Below are 17,382 nucleotides of genomic sequence, written 5' to 3'. Positions count from 1 at the left end.
CCGACTCGGGCCGAGCCGACACCGGTCGGGACCGGGTCACCTGACAGAATGGACGTCGCGCCATCCACTGGCACCGCGCGCCGCACGCACCGCCTGCGGCCGAACTCCCGGAGAGGCGGAACCCCACCGTGTTGGTCCTAGCGGCAACCCCGATGGGCGATATCGGCGATGCGTCGCAGCGTCTGCGCGACGCGCTCGGCACGGCCGATGTGGTCGCCGCCGAGGACACCCGCCGCACCAGATCGCTCGCCAAGGCTCTCGGGGTGGAGATCACCGGACGCGTCGTCAGCTTCTACGACCATGTCGAGACCGCCCGCATCCCCGCCCTGCTCGACGACATCGCGAGCGGGCTCACCGTGCTCCTGGTGACCGACGCGGGCATGCCGTCGGTGAGCGACCCGGGTTATCGGCTGGTGGCCGCCGCCGTGGAACGCGACCTGCCCGTCACCTGCCTGCCCGGCCCGTCGGCTGTCACCACGGCGCTCGCCCTGTCGGGCCTGCCGGTCGAACGGTTCTGCTTCGACGGTTTCGCGCCGCGCAAAGGCGGCCAGCGCCGGGAGTGGTTGCGCACCTTGGCTTCCGAACAACGCGCCTGCGTCTTCTTCGAAGCACCCCACCGCCTCGCCGACTGCCTCGCCGACGCCGTCACCGTCCTCGGCCCCGACCGCCGTGCCGCCGTCTGCCGCGAACTCACCAAAACCTACGAAGAAGTCGTCCGCGGCACCCTCGGCGAACTCGCCGAATGGGCGGTCGACGGCGCGCGCGGCGAAATCACCGTGGTTCTCGAAGGCGCCCAACCGGTTTCGGCCGAACCGGCCCAACTCGTCGACGAAGTCGAAACCCTCGTCGCGAGCGGTATGCGCCTCAAGGACGCCTGCGCGGAAGTATCGGCAGGCCGAGGCGCCTCCCGTCGCGAACTCTACGACGCCGTACTCGCCGCCCGATCCGCCGAGTGAGGACGACACTGCGGCGCATCCGAGATCGGGTGCGCCGCAGTGGTTCCGGATCTACTCCTTCGGCTCCACGTACCGGGGGAACACCGGTTCCGGGGCCGGGAGGTCGGTGCCGGGGACGAGGGGGGTGGGGATGTCGGCGAAGGTGCGGGCATCCTGGCCGAGGAGGTCGAGGATCTTCGCGGCGGAGCCGGGCATCACCGGCTGGACCAGGATCGCGACGATGCGGACCACCTCGAGGGTGACGTAGAGGACCGTCGCCATGCGGGCCAGGTCTTCCTCGGTGCCCGACTTGCGCAGGGCCCAGGGGGCATTGGCGGAGAAGTAGCGGTTGGTTTCGCCGAGGGTGAGCCAGACGGCTTCCAGGGCCAGGTGCATCTGCTGGGCGTCGAATTCGGTGCGGCACTTGTCGAGCAGGCCCGCCGCGCGGTCGAGCAGGGCGCGGTCGTCGGCGGTGAATTCGCCCGGCGTGGGGACCTTGGCGTCGCAGTTCTTGTTGACCATGGTCAGGCTGCGCTGCACCAGGTTGCCGAATTCGTTGGCCAGGTCGCTGTTGATGCGGCCCGCGATGGCCTCGTTGCTGTAGCTGCCGTCCTGGCCGTAGGAGATCTCACGCAGCAGGAAGAAGCGCACCTGGTCGAGGCCGTAGGTGGAGACCAGTTCGAGCGGGTCGACGATATTGCCCGTCGACTTCGACATCTTCTCGCCCTTGTTGTACAGGAACCCGTGCACGAACACGCGCTCCGGCAGTTCGATGCCCGCCGACATCAGGAACGCGGGCCAGTACACCGTGTGGAAGCGGGTGATGTCCTTGCCGATGATGTGCACGTTCGCCGGCCAGAACTTGCGGAACCGCTCGGAGTCGGTATCCGGGAAGCCCACGCCGGTCAGGTAATTGGTGAGCGCGTCGACCCACACGTACATCACGTGATCGGGATGACCGGGCACCGGAACACCCCAGTCGAAGGTGGTGCGCGAGATCGACAGGTCTTTCAGCCCGGCCTTGACGTAGCTCACGATCTCGTTGCGCCGGGTCGCCGGGGCGATGAACTCCGGACGCGTCTCGTAGAGCTCGAGCAGTTTGTCCTGGTACTGCGAGAGCTTGAAGAAGTAGTTCGACTCCTCGGTCCAGGTGACCGGGGTCTGCGTCTCGGTGGACACGCGGGTGCCGTCGTCGAGGAGGGTGGTCTCCTCCTCGGTGTAGAACGCCTCGTCGCGCACCGAGTACCAGCCGGAGTAGTTGTCGAGGTAGATGTCGCCGTTGGCGAGCATGCGCTCCCAGATGGCGACGCTCGCGGCCTTGTGGTCCTCGTCGGTGGTGCGGATGAAGCGGTCGAAGGAGACGTCGAGGGCCTTGTCCATGGCCTCGAACACGTCGGAGTTGCGTGCGGCGAGTTCCTGTACCGGAACGCCTTCGGCGGCCGCGGTCTGCTGCATCTTCTGGCCGTGCACGTCGGTGCCGGTCATGAAGAACACGTCGTAGCCGTCGAGACGCTTGAAGCGGGCAAGCGCGTCGGTGGAGATGTACTCGTACGCGTGCCCCATATGCGGTGCACCGTTCGGGTAGGCGATGGCCGTGGTGATGTAGAAGGCCGGCTGCTGCTCGCTTCGCTCGCTCATGATGGCAACTACTGTAATCCGCGTGGCAAACCAGAATCGTCCGGCTCCGCCTCCTCCCGCACCGCTCGCGCCGCTGATCGACGCGCACACCCACCTCGACGCCTGCGGCGCGACCGATGCCGCCTCGACCACCGCGATCGTCGACCGGGCCGCCGCCGTCGGCGTGGGCCATGTGGTGACGGTCGCCGACGACCTCGCCGCCGCGCAGTGGGCGGTCCGGGCCGCGCACTGGGACCCGCGCGTGTACGCGGCCGTCGCGCTGCACCCCACCCGCGCAAACGCCCTCGACGACAAGGCCATGGCCGAACTGGAGAATCTCGCCACCGATCCCCGCGTCGTCGCGATCGGTGAGACCGGCCTGGACTACTACTGGCCGGGCAAACTCGACGGTTGCGCCGACATCGAGACCCAGATCGAGGGTTTCCGCTGGCACATCGACCTGGCCAAGCGGGTACGCAAGCCGCTGATGATCCACAACCGCGAGGCCGACCACGACCTGCTCACGGTGCTGCTCGACGAGGGCGCCCCCGACACCGTGATCTTCCACTGCTTCTCCTCGGACGCGAACATGGCGCAGGCGTGTGTGGCCGAGGGGTATGTGCTCAGTTTCTCGGGAACGGTGAGTTTCAAGAACGCGCACGAATTGCGTGAGGCGGCCAAGCTGGTACCCGCCGATCAGATCCTGGTCGAAACCGACGCGCCGTATCTGACGCCGCATCCGTATCGGGGGGCACCGAACGAGTCGTACTGCCTGCCGTACACGGTGGGCGCGTTGGCCGAGATCCGCGAACAGGACCCGGTCGAATTGGCGGAGACGACCACGGCCAATGCCCGAAGGCTCTATCGCATTCGCTGAGTCCCTTTCGCCCTGTTGTCAGGGGACTGGACGATAAACGTGTTTCGGCTCACATTTCTGTGTCGAAGCCGTTATCTACCTGCGATGTCTATATCGAATCGTGATGTGTGGTCCCGCTGATCGGGCGGCACCCTGTTGTCCCATGTCGACATGCTCGTTATCGTTCCGTAACCATGTCGGCTTTCGCACGGATCAACTCGTCCCGCTCGCCGCTGCTGTACGCGGCGGCGGCGGCCCTGTTGCTGGTGTTGCTCGTCGGCGCCTCGATGGCCATCGTCAATCACAAGACGGTGGCGATCGTGGTCGACGGAGAACGCGTCGAGCTCACCACCATGTCGCGCGATGTGCGCGCGATCCTCGACGACGCGGGCTACGAACTCAGCGAACACGACGACGTCCGCCCGTCGGCGGGCACGAAGGTGTCCGACGGCGCGACCATCACCCTCAACCGCGGCCGCGAGATCATGGTGATCGTCGACGGCGCCGAACGCAAGGTGTGGACCACCGGCATCACCGCCGGTGAGGCGCTCGCGCAGATGCAGATCCCGGCCGACACCCACGTGGTGCCCACCCGCACCGAGAAGCTGCCGCTGGCCGGTGCCGCGCTGAGCGTGTACACCCCGCGCACCGTCACCGTCGTCGACGGTGGTGGCGAACCGGTCGACGTGCGCCTGGCCGCCCCGACCGTCGGCGATTTCCTCACCGCCGCGGGCATCCCGCTCAAAGACCAGGACTTCGCCGAGCCCGCCGCGAGCACCCCGCTCACCGGCGATATGAAGGTCACCGTCACCCGTCAGCGCGTCGAGGAGCGCACCGAGACCCTGCCGCTGGAACCCACCGAGCAGGTGATCGAGGACGTCACGATGAACATGAGCCGCACCGTCGTGGAGAACCCCGGTGCGCCCGGCCTGCACGAGGCGACCTTCGCGGTGACCATGATCAACGGTGTCGAAGCCCATCGCGTGCAGACCAATTCGAAGGTCATCACCCCCGCCCAGCCCAAGACCATCCGCAAGGGCGCCAAGCCGGGCACCGAGGTGCCGCCGGTCCGCGACGGCGACATCTGGGACGCGCTGGCCAAGTGCGAGTCGACCGGCAACTGGTCGATCAACACCGGCAACGGCTACTACGGCGGCATCCAGTTCGACCAGAGCACCTGGGAACGCCAGGGCGGCCTCAAGTACGCCCCCCGCGCCGACCTGGCCACCCGCGAGGAACAGATCGCCATCGCCGAAGTGACCCGCGCCCGCCAGGGCTGGGGCGCCTGGCCCGCCTGCACCGGCCGCCTCGGCCTGAGCTGATCAGGTAAGTCGCTGTCACGGCGGGGGATTGCCGTGCGGTAGCGTGCTCTCGTTTCGCCGGGTCTGCTGTGCTCGTGCGGCGGGGTCGGCTTCGGACGAGTCGACGGGTGGTTGAGATGCGCGGTGTTTCGGCGATGCGATGCGCTGCTGCGGCGGTGGCTGTTTCGATGGGGCTCGGAATCTGTGCGCCGGGTGCGCACGCGGAGTCGCCAGGGGAGGCGCTCGCCGTGATGCCCGCGGTGCTGCGCGGCCTGGACGCCGAGATCATCGACTATTCGACCAGGGGAGTCGGCGGGGCGACCCAGCCGGCCAGTGGTGTGCTGTATCTGCCGGATGGCCCCGCGCCCGAGGGCGGGTGGCCGATCGTCGCCTACGACCACGGCACCACCGGGCTCGGTTCCGGTTGCGGTGGGCAATCCGATCCAGCGGGGGCGCCGTGGCCGGCATCGCAAGTGGGACAAGACGAATTCATCCGGCACGTGGTGTCGCGCGGGTTCGCGGTGGTTGCCCCGGATTATCTGGGGCTCGGCCGGTTCGACACCGGGCCGCATCCGTACCTCGACATCGATACCGAGGCGACCGCCACGCTGGATCTGCTGCGCGCCGCCCGGTCGATGCATCCGGAGCTCTCGGCGGTGTGGCTGGCATCGGGCATGTCGCAGGGTGGGCATGCCGCGCTCGCCACCGCACACCGGCAGGCGAGCTACGCGCCGGAGCTGGATTTCCGTGGCACCATCGCCGTCGACCCGGCCTCGGATGTGGAGAAAGTCGCCCCGCTGCTCGGCCCGGGCAACCCGGACCGCGTGAGCGGCGGCACCCTCGGTTTCTCGGCGAGCATTCTCGCCGGCTTGCGTGCGGCCCGGCCGGAGGCGCAGGTCGACAGCTACCTCAGCCCGCTCGGTCGGCAGGTGCTCGACGAGATCGGCACGCTGTGCCAGGACGCCATCGACGACCGGGTCGCCGATCTCTACCTCGGCGACCTGCTGTCGCGCTCGCTCGGCGAGGAACCGCTGCGCTCGGTGATGACCGACTACATGGCCGTGCCGACCAGCGGTTACGACGCACCGATCCTGCTGCTGGTGAACGCCACCGACCGGACGGTGCCGTCCCCGCTGCACGCGGCGCTCGCGGCACAGTTCGCCGCGGGCGGCGTGGCATTCGAGACGGTGGTCGGCACGGGGAGCCACACCCAGCTGAGCCCGGCGATGTGGGTGGCTATCGATCAATTCCTGGCTCGAGCACGCTGATCCCGACCACCTATCTGTACACTCGTCCAAGTTCATGATCCCCCTGGTGGAGAGACGAGTCCATGTCTGACAAGCCGATCAGAGCGGCCGTTGTCGCGGCCCTGACCTCCGCCGCGCTGCTTGCCGGTCTGGCTCCCGCGTCCGCCGAAACGCCCGGCTCGCTCATCTCGGCGCAGGCCGAGGCGGCGGGCTGGCACGGCCTGGATCGCGGCTCGTCCATCGAGTACTGGATGACCGACTCCGCCGGCGTCGCCCGCCCGGCCAGCGGTGCACTGTTCCTGCCGAGCGGTGACGCACCCGCCACCGGCTGGCCGATCATCGCCTACGACCACGGCAGTTCCGGCTCCGGCCGCGGCTGCGGCGGTCAGGCCGACCCGGAGACCGCGCCGTTCCCGGCGCAGCGCGCGGCCGAGGACCGTCTCATCAAGCGCTTCGTCGAGCAGGGCTTCGCCGTCGTCACGCCCGACTACCTGGGCCTGGGCCGCTTCGACACCGGTCCGCATCCGTATCTCGAGGTGCGCAGCGAGGCGACCGCGACCATCGATCTGGTCCGCGCGGCCCGCGCCGCCGAACCCGACCTGTCGCGCACGTGGAGCGTGGTCGGTACCTCACAGGGCGGACACGCGGCGCTGAGCTCGGCCCACGTCCAGTCCGCCTACGCTCCCGAACTCGATTTCCGGGGCACCGTCGCCATCGATGCCGCCTCCGATGTCGAGAAGGTCCTGCCGTTCATGGGACCGGACGTGCCCGGCCCGCCGGGGAGCACGATCTTCCTCGTCAGCATCCTCGCGGGTCTGCGCGCCACCCACCCCGAACTCGACGTGGACTCCTACCTCACGCCGCGTGGCAAGGCCGTCATCGACGCGGCCGCGGGCCAGTGCCTCGACACGATCGTCGCCGAGACCAAGGGGATGACCTCGCGCGATATGTTCGTCCGCCCGATCGAACCGCTGCGCGGCGCCCTCGCGGCCTACATGGCCCTGCCGACCAGCGGCTACGACGCGCCGATCCTGCTGACCATGAACGTCACCGACACGATCGTCCCGTCCCCGCTGCACGCGGCGCTGGTCGCTCAGTTCGCCGTGAACGGAGTGGACCACCAGGTGCTGCCCGGCACCGGCACACACGGCTCGGTGACACCGGCCCAGCTCGATGCCATCGACGCCTTCCTCGCCCGTGTCAACGCCGCCCCACCACAGCGCTGAGCTGCCCGATCGGCGAGGTTGGTAAGTTCTAGCAGTGTCCCAACCCGATAATTCCGCTCGCGGTCCCGCCGCGCTGCTCGGCCCCGCCGAGGTGCGTACGCTGGCCGAACGCTTCGGCGTGCGACCGACCAAACAGCTCGGGCAGAACTTCGTCCACGACGCGAACACGGTGCGGCGCATCGTGTCCGCGGCGGGTGTGGGTCGGGGCGATACGGTGCTCGAGGTCGGTCCCGGCCTCGGCTCGCTGACGCTGGCCCTGCTCGATGTGGTCGACCAGGTAGTCGCCGTGGAGATCGACCCGGTGCTCGCGAACTACCTGCCCGAAACCGTCGCCGATCGCGCTCCCGACCTGGTCGGGAATCTGCGGGTGGTCGAGGCCGACGCGCTGCGAGTGCGCGCCGATCAGCTGCCCGCGGAACCGACCGCGCTGGTGGCGAACCTGCCGTACAACGTGGCCGTGCCGGTGCTGCTGCACCTGCTCGCCGAGTTGCCGAGCATCAAGGTCTCGCTGGTGATGGTGCAGGCCGAGGTGGCCGACCGGCTCGCCGCCGAGCCGGGCAACCGGGTGTACGGGGTGCCGAGCGTCAAGGCGGGTTTCTTCGGCAAGGTCCGGCGCGCGGGTCATGTGGGTACACAGGTGTTCTGGCCGGTGCCGCGGGTGGAATCGGGCCTGGTCCGCATCGATCGGTATGCCGAGCCGCCGTGGCCGATGGACGACGCGCATCGCAGGCGGGTGTTCGAGGTGATCGACTCGGCCTTCGCCCAGCGGCGAAAGACCTTGCGGGCGGCGCTGTCCGGCTGGGCGGGTTCGCCAGCCGAGGCCGAGCGCAGGCTGGTCGCCGCGGGTATCGATCCGACGGCGCGTGGTGAGACTCTCGAGACCGCCGCGTTCGTGAAACTGGCCGCTCAGGGCTGAACCCTTGTGACCCGCACCCCGTCGGTGCGGGCCACAGCAGGATCAGCGGGCGAGTTCGTACCCCGCCTCGTCGACGGCGGCGGCCACCTCGGCCTCGGACACCTCGTTCGCGCTGTCGACGCGCACGAGTCCGCTGGCCAGGTCGACGTCGACGCTGGTGACACCGTCGATCTTGCCGATCTCCTGCTTGACCGAGCTCACGCAGTGTCCGCAGGTCATCCCCGTGACGGTGTAAGTGGTGGTGGCCATGGCCGACTCCTTCGCTCGAATATACGGTCCCGGGGTATGCCCCCGACACGAACGAACATACCCCCCATGGGTACTGAGCGCAAGCCCTCGGTTCGTCCATCGCGGATACCCACCGACCGGTCGGCCGTTTCTGCACACATACTCGTCGGTACTACCGGTTACGCTTGGTGATCGTGCTGTCAGTTGTGCCCAGCCCGGTCGTCGTGCGCGCTCCTTCGAAGGTGAATCTGCATCTCGGAGTCGGTGATGTGCGCGCCGACGGGTACCACGACCTGACCACGGTCTTCCAGGCATTATCCCTGTCCGACGACCTACGATTGGCCCCCGCCGCCTCGCTCACCGTCCGGGTGACGGGGGAGGGCGCGGCGCAGGTCCCCACCGACCGGACCAACCTCGTCTGGCAGGCCGCCGTCGCGCTGGCCCACCTGGCCGGGCGTGCGCCGCTCGTCGAGATCGCCATCGCCAAGGGCATCCCCGTGGCCGGTGGCATGGCGGGCGGCAGCGCCGACGCGGCCGCCGCGCTCGTCGGGCTCAACGAGCTGTGGGACCTGGGACTCGGCCGCGACGAACTGGCCTCGGTCGCCGCCGAACTCGGCAGCGACGTGCCGTTCGCCCTGCACGGCGGCACCGCACTCGGCACCGGTCGTGGTGAACAGCTGCTGCCGGTGCTGTCGCGCAACACCTTTCACTGGGTACTCGCCCTCGCCAAGGACGGGCTGTCCACGCCGTCGGTCTTCCGTGAGCTCGACCGCCTGCGCGAGGAAGGCGACCCGCCGCGCCTCGGCGACCCGCAGAAACTCCTGCAAGCCCTGGCCGCAGGCGACCCACACGCCCTCGCCCCGCTGCTCGGCAACGACCTGCAGGCAGCCGCTCTCTCCCTGAAACCGGAACTGCGCCGCACCTTGCGCGCCGGGGTCGGAGCCGGTGCGCTGGCCGGGCTGGTGTCGGGGTCCGGCCCGACCTGCGCGTTCCTGTGTGAGACGGAGGAGGCGGCCATCGCGGTGGCCGCCGAACTGGCCGGAGCGGGCGTGTGCCGCAGCGTGCGCACGGCGAGTGGCCCGGTACCGGGCGCGCGAGTGCTCGACCACGAAGCGCACTGAACGCGGCCGGCCCTGAGTGGGTGAGTAGGCTCGGCCCAGCCGGATAGTCACGCGGAAGGCGGGCGAAGAACACCTATGTCGAACCTGATCAACCTCGAACAAGTCTCCAAGAGCTTCGGCATCAAGCCGCTCTTGGACGACGTCTCCCTCGGTATCCACGCCGGGGAACGAATCGGGGTGGTCGGTCTCAACGGTGGCGGTAAGACCACGCTGCTCGAGGTGCTGACGGGTCTCGAACCGCCCGACAGCGGCCGGGTGAGCCGGGTCGGTGGGCTGCGGATGGCCGTGGTCACCCAGCGCGGTGTGCTGCCCGAGGGGGCGACGATCGGGTCGGTCGTGCTCGCGGGACTGTCCGACGACCTGTCGACCGTCGACATCGCCGAACACGAGTGGGCCGCCGACGCGCGCATCCGCACGGTGCTCGAGGGCATCGGCATCGCCGACCTGGGCCTCGACACCCCGGTGACCAACCTGTCCGGTGGGGAACGCCGCCGCGTCGCGCTGGCCGCCGCGCTCGTGCGCGACCTCGACCTGCTGGTGCTCGACGAGCCGACCAACCACCTCGACATCGAGGGTGTGCAGTGGCTGGCCGAGCATCTGATCGCCCGTCGTACCGCGCTGGTGGTCGTCACCCACGATCGCTGGTTCCTCGACACCGTCGCCACCCGTACCTGGGAGGTCGTCGGCGGCAAGGTGGAGACCTACGAGGGCGGTTACGGCGACTGGATCTACGCCCGCGCCGAACGCGCCCGCCAGGCCGATGCCTCCGAGGCGCGCCGCGCCAACCTGGCCCGCAAGGAACTGGCCTGGCTGCGCCGGGGCGCCAAGGCCCGTACCTCCAAGCCGCGCTACCGCGTGGAGGCCGCCGAGGCGCTGATCGCCGATGTGCCGCCGCCGCGCGACTCCGTCTCGCTGGCCGCCTTCGCCCGCAAACGCCTCGGGCGCGTGGTGATCGAGCTCGAAGACGCCACCCTCACCACCCCCGACGGCCGCGAGCTGGTCAGCGACCTCACCTGGCGGCTCGCACCCGGCGAACGAGTCGGTCTCGTCGGTGTGAACGGTTCGGGCAAGACGACGCTGCTGCGCGCCCTGGCCGGCGACGTGGAACCGGCCGCGGGCAAGCGGATCCAGGGTCAGACCGTGCAGATCGGCTGGCTGCGTCAGGAACTCGACGACCTGCCCACCGATATGCGTGTGCTGGAAGCCGTGCAGCAGATCGCGCAGCGAATCATGCTGGGGGACAAAGAGATCTCGGCCGGACAGCTCGCCGAACGGCTCGGGTTCACACCCGCCCGTCAGCGCACCCCGGTCGGCGACCTCTCCGGTGGTGAACGCCGCCGCCTGCAGCTCACCCGCATCCTGATGGCCGAACCGAACGTGCTGCTGCTCGACGAGCCCACCAACGACCTCGACATCGACACCCTGCAGCAGCTCGAAGACCTGCTCGACAACTGGGCGGGCACCCTCGTGGTCATCAGTCACGACCGCTACCTGGTCGAACGCATCTGTGACTCCACCTGGGCCCTGTTCGGCGACGGCAAGCTCACCAACCTGCCCGGCGGGATCGACCAGTACCTCACCCGCCGCGCCGCGCAGACCGACGCCGCCAAGCCGATCAACACCAAGTCGACCGCCACGTCGACGGATTCGGCCGACCGCCGTGCCGCGCGCAAGGAACTCTCGCGCCTGGAACGTTCCATCGCCAAGCTCGACGAGCGCGAGCAGAAACTCCACACCGCCCTCGCCGACGCCGCCACCGACCCGGACAAACTCGTCAAGCTCAACACCGAGCTCAAAGAGGTCGTCGCGGAAAAGGAAGCGGCGGAAGAGCGCTGGATGGAACTGGCCGAGCTGGCCGAGAGCTAGGTCGCGGTTTCTCGGCCGTCGTTGATCACGACGGGTAAACAGGTCTGGACGAAGTCGGCGCCGAACTCGGTGAGCACGATGCTGCGATAGCTCACCTTGGTGCCGAAACTGGCGCGCTTCAACGCCTCTCGCACCTGTTCCTGCGCCTCGATGAGCTGATAGCGGCTCGGGTTGCCCACCGGCTCACGGGTGGACTCGATGAGCCCGAGCCTGCGCAGGTTCGGCAGGTACTGCGGCACCCGGTTCGGAAAGCGAAGGCCCGCATGCTCACCGAGCATGGTGAGACCGCTGATGAGGCGTTCGCCCCCGAACGCCCGCTGACGTCCGGTGCGCACGTCGATCGACGGCTGCGGTCCGTCCACGTGCAGAAACCGCAGGATGCGCGCCTCGTCGGGGGTGATCTCGGCGAGGATGCCCGGGTAGGCCGGATGCGAATCCGGTGCCACCGCATGGGTACTCGCCGACAGGCGGAGCAGTTCGGCGCCCTGTTCGCGCAGCGTCGGCATGCCCGGACCACCGTGCTGTTCCCCGCTCTGGGGAAGGCCGAGGGCGTTGCGCAGCCGGTCGCGTACTTCGGTCTGCGCGTCGGCGAGCACCTCGGCGGGTGGTGCGCCCGCGATACTGCCGCGCAGCACCGTGACCGTGACACCGAGGGCGGTGTCGAGAGTCCACATCGTCATCCCCGACGCGGCGGTGATCGCCACGCGCGCGACACCGGTCGCCGCGCGGGCGGTACGCACCGGTGATACCGGGAGCACGCCGCGGCGGGCATCGGGCGACGGCACCGACCGTCGCACCAGTTCGGTGGACGGAGGTCCGTCGTCTACATCCATGTCGTCGCTACTCCTGTTCCGAAGACCAGGATGTGAGCGTATCCGGCAATGAGTCCGAGCGCGCCGCCATGGACGAAAAGCAACCATTCGTCCTGTTTGATCGCCGAACGCAGCATGTCCACGAAGTCGTGCGGCGAAAGCGCGGACATTTGCCGGGCGATGAATTCGTTGACCTGGCGGCCCTGCTGGACATTGAACGCGGGGTCGGCGAAGGCCATCGGCGCGATCGTCATCGCCTCGGCGGTGAGGGTGGACTGCAGCGAGTCGTATTCACGGCTGCCGAGCATGAACTTCACCGCGGGCCTGGCCGGGCCGAGGGCGCGGTCGGCGGCCGGGCGCAGCGTGTCCTCGAGCATCTGCAGCGTGCGGTCCGAGCGCGGGCCGTTGAGCAGTTCGTCACCGATGTTGGCGACGGTGAGCACCTCGGTCGACACCAAAGCCGCGTAGCCGGAAGTGATTTCGGGCTGACGCTTGATGAGCAGACCCTGCCGCCACGGGCACCACCACTTGGGTTCGGCGGGCGCGAAGATCATGTTCAGGCCGACCCAGTTCACCACCCAGCCGATCACGATGCCGCCGAGCGGCAGGACGATCAGGGGCGAGAGCGAAGTGGTGTGCAGTGCCAGTACGAGCAGCAGGCCGCAGGGCGCGCCGAAATAGAAACCGAAATTCTGCATGAATCGGAGTTCTTTGGCGCCGAGCACCTGGAACAACTGGTTGAGCAATTGCGGGCGTGCCTGGAAATAGCGGATCACCATCTGCTTCACGTCGAGCAGCTGATCGATATTGGTGCCGAGTTCCATGGTGAGTTCGCGCAGGATCTCGGGCAGTTGCGAGCGCACCCGCTGGTGGATCATCTCCCTGACCTGGGTGGGCAGGTTGTACCAGAGCTGTGGATGCTCACGGCGCAGGATCACCTCGACGATGTCGCGGATCTGCGCGTCGGCCACCTCGGCCAGATGCTCCGCGAGTTTGTCCGGCTCGAGTTCGCGGTAGAAGTCGGAGACGCTGCCCAGTTTCGACAGCCCCTTGTCGACCGCGATGCTCGCCATTTTGTCGGCACGCGAGGGAACGATGCCCTGCCAGCCGATGCGGCCGTCGTAACTGAGCAGCGGCAGCACCTGAATTCGCTTGGGCAGGTAGGGAAACACCGTGCGCAGACCGGGCAGCTTGACGCCGTGGAACTCGAGCGGCCGGAAGAGCATGAGAATGCCGGTCCAGTTGGTGATGTAACCGATGACGCCTGTGAACAACGGGATGGTCAGAATTTCGAGCAGGAGCGTCGGATGTATACCGAACACACTTTCCAACACTGACGACACCCTCCTGCCGATACCCGGTGACCACCGCCTTCACCGGCGTTCAAAAACTAGCACCCCCGCAGCGAGGTGACCCTACTGTGAGGTACGGAACCGGGTCCATTCGCCGTGCTCCAGGCCACAGGGTAGTGTCTGAGACATCAGTCACAGAACCTGTCGCGGATGCCGCACTCGGCCCACCGAATCGGAACAATGACCATCACCACATTTCGTGACAGGCCACAATCGAGGCGCGGACAGGGGCGCGCTGTAGATCGCACTGTGCCTGGAGCGTGGTCGGGCAATAATCTGGTGGGCGATCGTTGTCCACGGCGAGACTTCGGAGTAGGACGTTGACAGACGACAGGACCGGACAGGACCTGGCCCGTGCCGGTACCCGCGCCGTCGAGCGCAGCTCGGATGTCGAGCAGCGACAGATCAGTAACGAAGCCCGCCTGATCCGCGGGGTGTTCCGGGCGGCCGGACTGGCCGCGGGCACCGCCGTGCGCGGCAGCCAGTGGGCCGTCGGCACCACCTATGAGGTCACCAAGGAGCTCGCGCAGGCCGCGCTCGACGGTGAGTCGTCCGCCGATATCGCCGAGCGCACCGGCAACGCGCTGCGCTCGATCGCCCGCAGTGCCCTCGGCGTCACCGAGGGTTCGGTGCGCGAGATCGTCAGCTATGTGCCGACCACCAACGGTTCGGGCCAGCAGTCCCTCGCGGTCGGCCCGTACCTGCGCTCCACCACCACCGAGGAACTGCGCCGCCGCGGTGATGCGCTGCTGGCCCGCTCGGCCGACGTGTACTTCACCGAGGACGTGCACCCCGCCTACGACCGCATCCTCGATGAGATCGCCCCCGACGAGGCCCGCATCCTGCGGTTCATGGCCCTCAACGGACCTCAGCCCGCCGTCGATGTGCGGACCAACCGCCCGCTCGGCATCGGCTCGGAACTGGTGCAGGGCGACCTCACCTCGGTGCCCGAACAGGCAGGCGTGCGCTATCCCGACCGGGCACGTTCCTACCTCATCAACCTCAACCGCCTCGGTCTCACCCTCACCTCCGACGACCCGGTGGTGCTGAGCCGCTACATGGTGCTCGAGGTGCAGCCGGTGGTCGAGGAGGCGCTCAAGAAGGCCGGACGCGCGCCGAAGATCGTGCGCAAGAGCCTTCGCCTCTCGGAATTCGGCGAGGACTTCTGCCGCACCTGCTTCACCATCGGCTAGCCCAGACAGTCCGGGGCCCGAGCGGGCGCAGGTCACACTCCGGTTTCGACAGGGGTAGCGATCGGGTACAGATCCGCCTCGCGTGGGCGATCCGGTGGGATCGTGGAGGCATGGAGCAAGGGCCCGGGTCTGTGAACGCGCGCGTCGAGGAGGTCGATGTGCGTCGTGAACGCTCGGGGCCGCTGTTACCCGGGGCGGAGGAGCCGTTGGTCGCCGGGCACGGGACGGACAGTGTGATCGCCGACGACGAACAGCCCGCCGCCGCGCCGCCCGAGCAACCGAAGCCGCGTCCGCCCGAGCACCCCGACGACGTCACCGCGATCAGCAGACTCAAATTCCGCTACCTGCGCACGCTGGACACCAAGTCCTGGGACGAGTTCGCCGACACCCTCGTGCCCGAGGCCACGGCGACCTACAGCGAATACCTGCAGTTCGAGTCGCGCGAGGCCTTCCTCGCCTTCCTGCGCAACACCCTCGGCCCGCACGTCATCACCGAGCACCGGTGCGACCACCCCGAGATCGATGTCGACGGCGACACCGCCACGGGCACCTGGTATCTCGCCGACACCGTGCTCATCCCCGAACACAACATGTGCCTGCACGGCGCCGCGTTCTACACCGACCGCTACGTGCGCTGCGACGACGGCTACTGGCGCATCGCGCACACCGGTTACGAACGCACCTACGAGGTGGTCCTCTCGCTCAGCGACCTGCCGAGCCTGCGGCTCACCGCGAGCCGCTGGGGCATGATCTCCCAGGACGTTTCCCGGGTGGAACGCGAACCGGAGGAGTAGCCGCCCTCCCGGCCCAGACAGCTAGTCGGCCGTGGCCACCAGCGGCTCGAGGGTGAGATCCGGGTGTTCCTTCTCGATGTACTGCAGCCGCCACTTGTCGCTGAACAGGGCGAGGATCGCGCCGTCGGTGCGGGTGAACACCTCGACTCCGCGCTGGCGGTCCAGCTCCGGCGCCGACTCGGCATCGGTGCGCCTGGCCAGGGTGTAGGCGAGGAAGTCGAGCTGGGTCTCGACATTGAACTCGGCCTGCATACGGGCGGTGACCACCTCGAACTGCATGGGCCCGACGGCGGCGAGCACGGGCGAGGCGTCGCCGCGCGCGTCGTTGCGCAACACCTGGACCACGCCCTCGGAATCGAGCTGGTCGATGGCCTTGCGGAACTGCTTGTACTTGCCCGCGCTCTGGGCGCGCAGCGTCGCGAAGTGCTCGGGCGCGAAGCTGGGGATCGGCGGGAATTCGACCTTCTTGTCCACGAACAGGGTGTGCCCCGGTGCCAGCGCGGTCGCGTTCACCAGGCCCACCACGTCGCCGGGGTAGGCGGTGTCGACGGTGGTGCGTTCGCGGCCGAACACCGTGAGCGCGTACTTCGTCGCGAAGGGGCGACCGGTCTGGGCGTGCGTCACGACCATGCCTCGTTCGAACTCACCCGAGACGATGCGCATGAAGGCCAACCGGTCGCGGTGGGCGGTGTCCATGCCGGCCTGGACCTTGAACACCACCGCGCTGAACGGGTCACCGGTCTCGCGGGCTCTGCCGTTCACGTCGGCGCGCGGGCCGGGTGCCGGCGCCAGCGCGACGAGGGTCTCGAGCAGTTGGCGCACACCGAAATTCAGCATCGCCGAGGCATAGATGACCGGCGAGGTCTGCCCGGCGAGGAACAGTTCCTGATCGTGGTCCTGCCCGGTGGCCGAGAGCAGTTCGCTCTCCTCGGCGGCGGTGGTCCACGCCTCGCCCTCGCGCGCCTGCGCCTCGGCGGGCGTCAGCGATTCCTCGGGGGCGATCGTCGCGCCACCGGCGGTGCGGGTGAAGTGGATGTACTCGGTCGCCTCGCCCTCGGGCCCGCGGCGCAGCAGGCCGCGGAAGTCGCCCGCGATACCGACCGGGAGGAACAGGGGAGTCGGGGTGAGGCCGATGCGCTCGCTGATCTCGTCGAGCAGTTCCAGCGGCGCCTGACCCGGACGGTCCCATTTGTTGATCACCGTGATCACCGGGATGCCACGGTGCCGACACACCTGGAACAGCTTGAGCGTCTGCGGCTCGAGGCCCTTGGCGGCGTCGATCAGCATCACCGCGGCGTCGACGGCGGTGAGCACCCGGTAGGTGTCCTCGGAGAAATCGGAGTGACCCGGCGTATCGACGAGATTGATGACGCTGTCGACATCCGAACCGGCCGCGCGGTAATTGAACTGCAGCGCGGTGGAACTCACGGAGATACCGCGCGCCTTCTCCATTTCCATCCAGTCCGACACGGTCGATTTCCGACCGGCCTTACCGTGGATGGCGCCCGCCTCGGAAATCATCTTCGCGTGCAGGGCCAGCGCCTCGGTGAGCGTCGACTTACCCGCGTCGGGGTGCGAGATCACGGCGAACGTGCGGCGACGGGCCACCTCGGCGGGCAATCCGCGCGGGGTGGGGGCGGCGCTCTCTCCGGACTCGCTCAACACAAAACCTCTCGCAGTGGTCGGCAACCAATCGAGTTTATTGGAGCGCCGGCGCGCTCGAGGCCGCGGCCCCTCCTCGGGGTCGGGGCGTGGGGGCTGGGAGTTCGAAGCTGGAGCGGTTTCAGGTCGGCCGATTCGGTGCGGTATGGTGGTCGGGTTGTCTCGGCGAGGGTGAGTCGCACCCCGTGTGCTCACCGTGATCGACGCGGCTCGGCCTTCCCGGTCGTCCTCGTTCGTTCTTCGTCCGACGAGCAGA

15 protein-coding genes are annotated in these 17,382 nt (G+C 68.4%); 10 read left to right on the top strand and 5 right to left on the bottom strand.

The features are described 5' to 3' along the window. Positions 1 to 128 precede the first annotated feature (128 nt). Positions 129 to 956 (top strand): 16S rRNA (cytidine(1402)-2'-O)-methyltransferase, encoded by an 828-nt coding sequence (gene rsmI / locus ACSVDM_RS19315; RefSeq protein WP_084456794.1) that lies wholly within the window; start codon positions 129 to 131, stop codon positions 954 to 956. Between the two features lie 51 nt (positions 957 to 1,007). Here the strand turns inward: rsmI and metG are convergent, their stop codons facing one another. Continuing rightward, the gene (metG, locus tag ACSVDM_RS19310) at positions 1,008 to 2,573 is read right to left on the bottom strand and encodes a methionine--tRNA ligase (RefSeq protein ID WP_439266790.1); all 1,566 of its coding nucleotides are present in this window, start codon (positions 2,571 to 2,573) and stop codon (positions 1,008 to 1,010) included. A 22-nt stretch (positions 2,574 to 2,595) separates the two neighbouring features. Between metG and ACSVDM_RS19305 the strand changes: the two genes are divergently transcribed. The 5 genes from ACSVDM_RS19305 to rsmA all read left to right on the top strand — a co-directional run bounded on the left by ACSVDM_RS19305 (position 2,596) and on the right by rsmA (position 8,098). After that, positions 2,596 to 3,429 (top strand): TatD family hydrolase, encoded by an 834-nt coding sequence (locus ACSVDM_RS19305; protein ID WP_439266788.1) that lies wholly within the window; start codon positions 2,596 to 2,598, stop codon positions 3,427 to 3,429. 173 nt (positions 3,430 to 3,602) lie between these two features. Then, positions 3,603 to 4,730 carry a transglycosylase family protein gene (locus tag ACSVDM_RS19300; RefSeq protein WP_439266786.1) on the top strand — a complete coding sequence of 376 codons (1,128 nt, stop codon included), beginning with the start codon at positions 3,603 to 3,605 and terminating at the stop codon, positions 4,728 to 4,730. A gap of 167 nt (positions 4,731 to 4,897) precedes the next feature. Further along, the gene (locus ACSVDM_RS19295; protein ID WP_439266784.1) at positions 4,898 to 5,977 is read left to right on the top strand and encodes an alpha/beta fold hydrolase; all 1,080 of its coding nucleotides are present in this window, start codon (positions 4,898 to 4,900) and stop codon (positions 5,975 to 5,977) included. A gap of 62 nt (positions 5,978 to 6,039) precedes the next feature. Beyond that, a complete protein-coding gene (locus tag ACSVDM_RS19290) occupies positions 6,040 to 7,182 on the top strand; it encodes a lipase family protein (RefSeq protein ID WP_439266782.1) in 1,143 nt (380 codons plus the stop codon). 34 nt (positions 7,183 to 7,216) lie between these two features. Next, the gene (gene rsmA / locus ACSVDM_RS19285; protein ID WP_439266780.1) at positions 7,217 to 8,098 is read left to right on the top strand and encodes a 16S rRNA (adenine(1518)-N(6)/adenine(1519)-N(6))-dimethyltransferase RsmA; all 882 of its coding nucleotides are present in this window, start codon (positions 7,217 to 7,219) and stop codon (positions 8,096 to 8,098) included. A gap of 42 nt (positions 8,099 to 8,140) precedes the next feature. On the opposite strand, the gene ACSVDM_RS19280 is transcribed toward rsmA, so the two are convergent. Next, positions 8,141 to 8,347 (bottom strand): cation transporter, encoded by a 207-nt coding sequence (locus tag ACSVDM_RS19280; protein WP_067485507.1) that lies wholly within the window; start codon positions 8,345 to 8,347, stop codon positions 8,141 to 8,143. A gap of 173 nt (positions 8,348 to 8,520) precedes the next feature. Between ACSVDM_RS19280 and ACSVDM_RS19275 the strand changes: the two genes are divergently transcribed. Both ACSVDM_RS19275 and ACSVDM_RS19270 read left to right on the top strand, forming a co-directional pair. Next, entirely contained in the window at positions 8,521 to 9,447 is a 927-nt protein-coding gene (locus tag ACSVDM_RS19275; RefSeq protein ID WP_439266778.1) for a 4-(cytidine 5'-diphospho)-2-C-methyl-D-erythritol kinase, read from the top strand. A 75-nt stretch (positions 9,448 to 9,522) separates the two neighbouring features. Next, entirely contained in the window at positions 9,523 to 11,313 is a 1,791-nt protein-coding gene (locus ACSVDM_RS19270; protein ID WP_439266776.1) for an ABC-F family ATP-binding cassette domain-containing protein, read from the top strand. Here ACSVDM_RS19270 and ACSVDM_RS19265 read toward each other — a convergent pair. Together ACSVDM_RS19265 and ACSVDM_RS19260 are read right to left on the bottom strand one after the other, a co-directional pair. Beyond that, entirely contained in the window at positions 11,310 to 12,146 is an 837-nt protein-coding gene (locus tag ACSVDM_RS19265) for an Abi-alpha family protein (protein ID WP_067637936.1), read from the bottom strand. The genes ACSVDM_RS19270 and ACSVDM_RS19265 overlap by 4 nt on opposite strands. Continuing rightward, a complete protein-coding gene (locus tag ACSVDM_RS19260; protein WP_439266774.1) occupies positions 12,137 to 13,447 on the bottom strand; it encodes a hypothetical protein in 1,311 nt (436 codons plus the stop codon). Before ACSVDM_RS19260 ends, ACSVDM_RS19265 begins: the two co-directional genes overlap by 10 nt. A gap of 350 nt (positions 13,448 to 13,797) precedes the next feature. Here ACSVDM_RS19260 and ACSVDM_RS19255 point away from each other — a divergent pair, with 350 nt between their 5' ends. Further along, a complete protein-coding gene (locus ACSVDM_RS19255; protein ID WP_084456787.1) occupies positions 13,798 to 14,670 on the top strand; it encodes an Abi-alpha family protein in 873 nt (290 codons plus the stop codon). A 206-nt stretch (positions 14,671 to 14,876) separates the two neighbouring features. Continuing rightward, positions 14,877 to 15,464 (top strand): nuclear transport factor 2 family protein, encoded by a 588-nt coding sequence (locus ACSVDM_RS19250; RefSeq protein WP_370465680.1) that lies wholly within the window; start codon positions 14,877 to 14,879, stop codon positions 15,462 to 15,464. Positions 15,465 to 15,485: 21 nt separating this feature from the next. On the opposite strand, the gene ACSVDM_RS19245 is transcribed toward ACSVDM_RS19250, so the two are convergent. Continuing rightward, entirely contained in the window at positions 15,486 to 17,126 is a 1,641-nt protein-coding gene (locus ACSVDM_RS19245) for a peptide chain release factor 3 (RefSeq protein ID WP_439266772.1), read from the bottom strand. Positions 17,127 to 17,382: the final 256 nt, after the last annotated feature.

Origin of the sequence: Nocardia sp. JW2, assembly GCF_051843015.1 — a bacterium.
Classification (GTDB): domain Bacteria; phylum Actinomycetota; class Actinomycetes; order Mycobacteriales; family Mycobacteriaceae; genus Nocardia; species Nocardia coubleae.
The sequence above is the reverse complement of the archived record's forward strand: the minus strand, read 5'-3'. Positions and strand labels throughout refer to the sequence as shown.

What these genes read in the sequence shown, in the direction of transcription:
- ACSVDM_RS19300 (WP_439266786.1), top strand. Translation starts at nt 3,603, where the DNA reads ATGTCGGCTTTCGCACGGATCAACTCGTCCCGCTCGCCGCTGCTGTAC.
- ACSVDM_RS19270 (WP_439266776.1), top strand. Translation starts at nt 9,523, where the DNA reads ATGTCGAACCTGATCAACCTCGAACAAGTCTCCAAGAGCTTCGGCATC.
- ACSVDM_RS19290 (WP_439266782.1), top strand. Translation starts at nt 6,040, where the DNA reads ATGTCTGACAAGCCGATCAGAGCGGCCGTTGTCGCGGCCCTGACCTCC.
- metG (WP_439266790.1), bottom strand. Translation starts at nt 2,573, where the DNA reads ATGAGCGAGCGAAGCGAGCAGCAGCCGGCCTTCTACATCACCACGGCC.
- ACSVDM_RS19265 (WP_067637936.1), bottom strand. Translation starts at nt 12,146, where the DNA reads ATGGATGTAGACGACGGACCTCCGTCCACCGAACTGGTGCGACGGTCG.
- ACSVDM_RS19280 (WP_067485507.1), bottom strand. Translation starts at nt 8,347, where the DNA reads ATGGCCACCACCACTTACACCGTCACGGGGATGACCTGCGGACACTGC.
- ACSVDM_RS19295 (WP_439266784.1), top strand. Translation starts at nt 4,898, where the DNA reads ATGGGGCTCGGAATCTGTGCGCCGGGTGCGCACGCGGAGTCGCCAGGG.